Annotated in this window: 5 protein-coding genes; 2 read left to right on the forward strand and 3 right to left on the reverse strand. The window is 35.4% G+C overall.

Annotated features, from left to right (window positions below):
• Positions 1-212: hypothetical protein (locus J7J10_03350; protein ID MCD6129971.1), on the forward strand; the 212-nt coding region annotated here is incomplete at its 5' end.
• Positions 202-3,306: a hypothetical protein gene (locus J7J10_03355; GenBank protein MCD6129972.1), complete on the forward strand. Its 3,105-nt coding sequence runs from the start codon at positions 202-204 to the stop codon at positions 3,304-3,306. The genes J7J10_03350 and J7J10_03355, both read left to right, overlap by 11 nt.
• Positions 3,307-3,831: 525 nt before the next feature.
• On the opposite strand, the gene J7J10_03360 is transcribed toward J7J10_03355, so the two are convergent.
• From J7J10_03360 to J7J10_03370, 3 genes are all read right to left on the reverse strand, one after another.
• Positions 3,832-5,484 carry an AMP-binding protein gene (locus tag J7J10_03360; GenBank protein ID MCD6129973.1) on the reverse strand — a complete coding sequence of 551 codons (1,653 nt, stop codon included), beginning with the start codon at positions 5,482-5,484 and terminating at the stop codon, positions 3,832-3,834.
• A 154-nt stretch (positions 5,485-5,638) separates the two neighbouring features.
• Complete coding sequence (locus J7J10_03365) at positions 5,639-6,271, reverse strand: MjaI family restriction endonuclease (GenBank protein MCD6129974.1); 633 nt, start codon at positions 6,269-6,271, stop codon at positions 5,639-5,641.
• Positions 6,250-7,560 (reverse strand): thermonuclease family protein, encoded by a 1,311-nt coding sequence (locus J7J10_03370; GenBank protein ID MCD6129975.1) that lies wholly within the window; start codon positions 7,558-7,560, stop codon positions 6,250-6,252. Before J7J10_03370 ends, J7J10_03365 begins: the two co-directional genes overlap by 22 nt.
• Positions 7,561-7,662: the final 102 nt, after the last annotated feature.

The raw sequence follows: 7,662 nt of genomic DNA on the forward strand, positions 1-7,662 counted from the left end.
TGGTTAAATCAATTTTCAGCGAACTCGGTTTTGACAAAAATAAACCCATCCGTTCCCAGCAGCCAAAACCCTTGCCTGACCGAGCAGAGCTTGATAACATTGTTTTTGATGAACTTGGTTTAACCGAGCAGGAACGAAAAGAGGTTTATTGGGCAGTGGCGGAATTGGTAAAGAATAGATTGGACAAGGCAGGAAGCTTTAATGCCCACTGATATTATTGACAACTCCACTATTAAATTATCCGATGCCTTAAAAGAAAAGATTTCTGTATCTAAAACCGCTCATTTTGCTGTAGGCTGGTTTTTCTTAACGGGTTTAAAGGAAATAAAAGATGAAATTAACAATTTAGAAAATTTGCAGATTCTTGTTGGTTCAAAAACCAATCGTCAGACAGCGGAGCTGATGCTGCTGGAGAAAAAATATGAATCTGCCGTAGATGATGCTTTAAAAAGCAAAAAGTATCTCAATCAGCAGGAAATATACAATATTTTAGATGAGGAATTTAATGCTTTGGTAAAGCATATCAGCTGCATCAAACCAACAGAAGAAAATGTTGAATTTGTCAAATGGTTCTTTGAAAAATTGAGACAAGAAAAGATTGAAATAAGGATTTATCCCAGAGAGACATTACACGCCAAGCTTTATCTTCTAAATTATAGAGATACAAGGCACGGACAGGGAATGGCTTTTGTAGGTTCAAGCAATATTTCAATGAGCGGTTTTAATCTGAATACAGAATTGAATGTGGCTGTTTATGGAAATGAAAATCACAAATACCTTTCAGAATGGTTTAATAGGAGGTGGAAAGAATCCGAAAGAACAGATTTTACAGCTCTGGCTCAGAAAGCATTGAAGAAGTCCTGGGTAATGAATGATGAGGTTACACCGTTTAGAATTTATCTAAGAGTTTTGAATGAGATTTTTTCGTTTGAAGAAGAAAGAGAAATTCCAGAGACAAAATATGGAGAGGTTGAACTGTGGGATTTTCAAAGGGATGCGGTGATAGACGCCTATCACAGGCTAAATGAATATAATGGTGTGTTTTTGGCGGATGTGCCAGGCATGGGAAAAACATATATGGGAGCGGCTTTGTTGGCTCACCTGCAGGAAGATGGAAAAAGGGCAATGGTGATTTGTCCTCCGAAATTGGTTGAGCAGTGGAAAGATGTCCTATCAGAGTTTGGTGTAGGCACAGCAAGGGTCTTTTCCATAGGGAAACTGGATGAAATTATAAATAGCGAGAAATTCCTTATGAGAGACATAGTCTTAATAGACGAATCTCATCATTTGAGAAATCCAGAAACAAATAGATACAGAGATATGGAGATAATCTGCGAAGGCAAAAAGGTGATATTAGTGGGGGCTACACCTCAGAATTTGAATATTTGGGACATGTATTATCAGATGAAGCTTTTTACACCTTCAGAGGTGAATCATAAATTTAGAATAGACCCTCCATCGTTGAAAGGTTTTTTCAAGGCTTGCGAGGATGAAAAAGCAGATATTGAAGACCTCATCAATCAAATTGTCATCAGGAGAACAAGAAAAGACATAATTGATTATTATGGCAAGGGCAAGATTCCCCATTTTCCAGAGAGAATTGGGCCAAAGAGGATAGATTATTCTATTGACAAGGTTTATCCGGGTGGAATTTATAAGAAATTGAATGAGTTAATCAGCAAAATGGGATTCGCTCGTTATGACATAGGCAGTTACATCAAAGAAGAAAAATTTACTCCCGAGGAGAGACAAAGAATAAAGCAAGCGGGGAGAAATTTGAGGAAACTAATGCAGATTATTCTATTCAGACGCCTGGAAAGTAGTATAGCTGCTTTTAAGGATTCTGTTAATTTGATGTATAAATCACATACTGCATTTAGAAGAGCTTTAGATGAGAAAAAAGTATTGGCTGGCGAATCGCAAGAAGAGGTTATCAACCAATTGAGAGCAGGGACCAATTTGGAGGACTTAGAAATTCCAGAAAATGCCTATCCGGTGGAAAAATTTTATGCTGAAAGATTAAAAGAAGACATTCTAAAAGATGAAAACATACTTTCAGAAACATTAAATTTGGTAAAGGATATAAAACCAGAAGAAGACGATAAGCTTAATAGATTGATATATCTGTTGAATACTGAAGTTAAGGCTAAAAAAACTATAATCTTCACTGCTTTTGCATCAACGGCAAAATACTTAGGCAAAGAACTGCAAGAAAGATTTGACAAGGTAGATTATGTAACACAGGCAACAGGGCAGGTTTTAACCAAAGCCAAGAGATTTTCACCAAAATCCAACAAATATACGATTAAGCCCTCGGAGGAAATCAATATTCTTGTGAGCACAGAACTGTTGAGTGAGGGATTAAATCTACAAGATGGAGAGGTTGTGATAAATTATGAATTACACTGGAATCCGGTAAGAATAATTCAGAGAATTGGCCGTATAGATAGAATTGGCAGTGAAAATGACAAAATCTGGGTTTATAATTTCTTTCCTCAGCAGGAAGCAGAAAAAGAAATTAATGTGGAAAAAAAGGTTAAAACAAGAATAAATGAGATTATTCAAAGATTTGGAGCTGATGAGAAAACCATTTCTCAAGATGAACAAGAGGTGAGAAAGAAATTGTTTCAGATTTACACCGAAGATGAAAGTTCTCTTGAAGAAAAAGAAAGAGAATCAAAATCAAATTATTTCAGGCATGAATGGTTGAGGTTGCAAAACGAATTTCCAGAAGACTATAAAATTGCTTTAGGGTTACCTACGATGGTTTCATCAGCTATTGACTCAAAACATAGAGGTATAGCTGTTTTTTGCCGTGCCGACGGTTATTTTAGGCTGATGTTGTCCGATGAAAATGGAGAAATCAAAAGTAGAAATGATTGGGACATATTGAAATTGGTTGAATGTAATACAACAACTAATTCTAAATCTCTTCTTTCAAATCATCTTGATGTTGTTGAAAAGGTTCGTGAACAATTTGAAAAAGAGGTTAATAAGCGGGAGGCAAAGAAGAAACTTTACCTGGAAAAGATTAAAGCACAGATTATTCACAAGCTTGAGCGTTTAAAGAGGGGACAAACTGAAAAAGTTAAAAAGAAAATAGATGAGATAATAAGCGATTTAAGAGAGGCTTATTTGAGTAATGCTAAGAAGAGGGAATTGAGAAAAATTAGAAACAAACATGGACTTCTGCTAGATGAGATATTAAAAGAGTTGAGAAAAACACTGCAAAATACGCCCAAGCAAGAACCTGTGAAATTCCGAAAAAAATACGCACAGATCATACTCAGCGAATCATTATATTGAATTTCGGAGGTTAATTGACAATCTTGGAAGTTTTACGGCAATTTGTAAAATTGTCATGGTATATTTGTAATAACAATAAATAATGCCGAAGGCGAATAACAGTGTAACGAATAACTATCAATGACTATTTTTATTAAAATCCGTCCAATCCTGAAGAAATCCAGGAGCTAAAACTCTTCTCCCATCTGTGTAAATCGGTGCTAATCTGTGGCTAATATTAATATGAGATTGCTTCTTTTTGTCATTCCCGCCTGTCTGCCGTGGCCTGCACAGGCAGGCGAATGCGGGAATCCAGATTCCGCATCAAGTAATGTCACCCCGTGCCTGACACGGGGGCGAAATGACAGAAGGAAAGAGTGTCACCCTGCACCTCTGTCATTCCCGCGCACGCGGGAATCCAGATTAAGATTCCAGATATTTTGCTAAAGCAGAATTCCGGAATGACATCAGGTGATCCACCGCTGCTTGCGGTGGTGTTATTTATTTTTTTCAAGCAAAAAACCTTTGATATTGATAGGCAATTTCTTATACCGCGTATAAGAACCGTTTTATCTTTTGAGTAGGTGTTTTTTCAAATTCTTCAGGATAAAGCTCAATCTTTGAAATAGAAATGTAAGATGGTAGCAGTTGATTCAATATTTTTCTATTTTTTTCCATTTTAAGTTTCAGTTCTTGTTCGCCAATTCCCTTATTATCTGCCAATTCTAAATCAGGATAAACCAGTGCTAAGAGTTTTCCATCCTTTCCAATTACTAAAGATTCCTGCACAAAAGGCAAGTTGTTGAGTTTGGCTTCTATTTCCTCAGGATAAATATTTTGTCCGGAAGGACCTAAAACCATATTTTTGCACCTTCCTTTAATGTAAATAAAACCTTCTTCATCAATTAAACCCAAATCTCCGGTATGAAGCCACCCTTCTTTATCTATCGTATTTTCCGTAGCTTCCTTATTTTTGTAATAACCATACATCACATTTTCGCCGCGAACTAAAATCTCTCCCACAATGTTGCGAGGGTCATCAGAATCAATTTTGATTTCCAATGTATCTACAACCTGCCCCACAGAAAATAGTTTAAGCTCTTCATGAGAAGCATAACTTATCAGTGGCCCGCATTCTGTCATGCCATAACCTACTGAAAAGGGAAACTTAATTTCTTTTAAAAACAATTCCACCTCTTGATTTAAAGCAGCTCCACCTATAATAACCTCATAAAAGTTGCCACCAAAAATCTCCATTAACTTTTTACAAATCTTTTGCTTAATTGTTTTTTCAGCTACAGGAAACTTTGACAGCCATTTTGTTGTCTTCTTGTTTAAAAAAGATTTTATCTGTTTTTTGTAAATTTTTTCTATTATTAGCGGAACTGACACTATCAATTGAGGACGAATCTCTTGAAAAGCTTCTAAGATTATCTTAGGGGAAGGAATTTTACTCAAAAAGGTAATGTGACAGCCTACGGTAAAAGGAAATAAAAATTCAAAAGCACATCCATAGGTATGAGCCAAAGGTAAAAATGAAACGATATTGTCTCCCTTTTTCATAATTTTGTGGTTTTGAGCGTAAAGGACATTTGCCATCAGACTATTATGCAGCAACATAACCCCTTTTGAAAAACCCGTAGTCCCTGAAGTATAAAATATGGCTGCAAGCTCATCGTTACGAATTTCATTAAAAGAAAATTTCTTCAGCGTAAGTTGATGACCATACTTATCTAAAAAATGGGTTTCTGCTTCCTGGATTATTTGAACAGCGTTTTTCTTCTTATGATAGAGTAATGTAAAATTCGTAAGTGAAAATATTGCTTCTAAATTTTGCATTTTGGTTTCGTCAAGTTTTTCATAAATTACATTAGAAGAAAAGAGGAAAACCGAATCTGAATGATTAACAATATGATGCATATCGTTTAAACTGAAATCAGGTAATATAGGAACAATCACCGCTCCATAAGTAATGGCCGCTAAATAAACTATTGCCCAATTTAAGCTGTTTTTTCCTATCAGTGCGATTTTATCTCCTTTTTTTATATGGCTTTTGCGAAAAATATAGTGCAGATAAATAATTCTTTCTGCTACTTTGCCATAACTCAAACTTTGACCATGATAATCAGAAAGCGCTGATAAATCCCAGTTTTCCCTGATACTTTTTTCAATATGTTTAACCAGATTCTCTTTTAACATAAATTTATTTTATTTAATAAAATTACAAAGTAAACCAACAATGCATTGTAAGCCAAAGTTTAGAGATAAAAGTGTCGGTGTATGTGAAGAAGTGTGAAGCGTTTGAATAAAGCGTAGCGAGCCGTATGTGCTGTGCTCTGCGATGCGGTGACATTCATTTTTGCAATCTTTTAATTTCCTGTTCAATTTCTGGAATGATCTCTGTGTTGTGTATTTTCTTTTTTCCGCCCTCTTTTATGGATATAACATAAAATACTTTACCACCATATTTTTCAGTAAATTTCTTATGAGTGACTTCCTGGATGGAATGTTCTTTAAATATTTGAGGAATGTGTGAAACATCTCCAACAGGTTTAATCTGAAGTCCAATATATTTATCTCGTATCTTGATGAAAAAATCTACATTGTACAATCTATCCCATTCATCAGGTGCAGGTTGTATATTCATCTTTAAAATCCGTTCTAATTGTCCATAAATAGTCTTTATCTCGGTCATATATCCATCAAATATCCTGTCTATTACCATGTTAAACATATATCCAATACAATCCTCCTCTGTAATCTCGTCAACCTCAGCCGCAATCACTTCAGTGATTTTTATATATAATCTGCGCCCTAACCCTTCAATGTGTTCTTTTGTTCTGACGTTTCGAAAGTAATACTCATTCCATTCCTCTATTGTTTTTGGGGCGCATTTTCTGATTTCCTCTGAAACCGCTCCAACATTGCGTTTGAAATTTAGCTGAAAACGATTCATTGCACTGTTCAATATCCATTCTTTTGCCATTGTTTCTCCGTCCCATATTTTAAAAATTTTGATTTATATTTATATTCCATAAACGTATCCACATCTACTAAACCATTTTTTATGAGATGAGCATTTAAGAAAGTTTTGTTCCACAGATAAAGATAGCAAAGCAAGTTATTTTTCTCATCGTATTTTATAGTATCGAACTTCATAAATACCTTTTGTCCCTTGGTTTTTTCTCTTAAAAACTGAATAGCATCTCCGTTCTTTTCTAGATTCTCTTTCACGCCCAGTAACCTGATTTTTAATCCATTATTTAAAATTAAGTTTTCCGGTGAGATTATTTCTTTCACAGCGTAATATGTTTCTCTTTCAGAATGAGAATTGTCTATTTTTGAACCAAATCTCATCTTCTTAGGGTCAACTTTCCTATCAAACATTACGGGATCCATAAAAACATAGGGCAGTTTTTTAATCTCTTCTTTAATATTTGGTTTGAACTCATCCTGTTTTATTACCTCAACTGTTACATCTCGAATAATACTTCTTTGTTCTACGTTAAGTTTATCTTTTATTACCGGTAAAAAATCTTCGTTTATTTCATAACCAATAGAATTTCTATTCAGGTTTTTGGCGGCAAGAATCGTTGTGCCGCTTCCTAAGAAAGGGTCAAGAACAGTGTCCCCAACAAAACTGAACATCTTAATAAGCCGTCCTGGTAATTCTTCAGGAAACATTGCAAGATGCTTGTCCTGCTTCTCACCAGCGAAATTCCAGTGTCCCGTAAAATATTGATTCCATTCTTCTTTAGTTAATTTCGATTGTTCTTTAGCCGCTTTGGTAACTTTTGGTGGAGTTCCATACTTTTTAAAGATTAAGATGAATTCATAGTCAATCTTTAGTATTCCGTTTCTAGGAAAAGGGAATGATCCCATCACCGTAGCCCCGCCCGTAGTATGAGTTGTCGTTACTTTCTGCCATATAATGGCACCCATGTAATCAAAGCCGGCACTTTCGCAGAATTTGATTATTTCCGTCCTTATTGGAATTACTTTATATCTTCCATAATAAACCGAACGTGCAAACTGGTCGCCTATGTTAACACATAAACGGCAACCCTTATGTAAAATCCTATGGCATTCATTCCAGACTAAGTTGAGATTATTAATATATTCTTCATAAGAATCATTGTAACCAATTTGCTTCCCATTTCCATAATCCTTTAACTGCCAATATGGCGGAGAGGTAATAATGAGATGGACAGATTCATCAGTAACCTCTTTCATCTGCCTTGAATCGCCAATTATTATTTTGTGTCGCGTTTTCATATTATATCTTCAAATGATTGTGTTTTATTTAAAGCCACCGTTTCGCCTAACTTCGTTATATCCGCAATACTTCGCATATCATCCCATTTTAGCGGTATATAC

The organism is Deltaproteobacteria bacterium, assembly GCA_021159305.1.
GTDB lineage: Bacteria > Campylobacterota_A > Desulfurellia > JAGGSF01 > JAGGSF01 > JAGGSF01.

Excerpts from the sequence above, each read along its gene's own strand:
- J7J10_03355 (MCD6129972.1), top strand. The coding sequence starts at position 202 with ATGCCCACTGATATTATTGACAACTCCACTATTAAATTATCCGATGCC.
- J7J10_03360 (MCD6129973.1), bottom strand. The coding sequence starts at position 5,484 with ATGTTAAAAGAGAATCTGGTTAAACATATTGAAAAAAGTATCAGGGAA.
- J7J10_03365 (MCD6129974.1), bottom strand. The coding sequence starts at position 6,271 with ATGGCAAAAGAATGGATATTGAACAGTGCAATGAATCGTTTTCAGCTA.
- J7J10_03370 (MCD6129975.1), bottom strand. The coding sequence starts at position 7,560 with ATGAAAACGCGACACAAAATAATAATTGGCGATTCAAGGCAGATGAAA.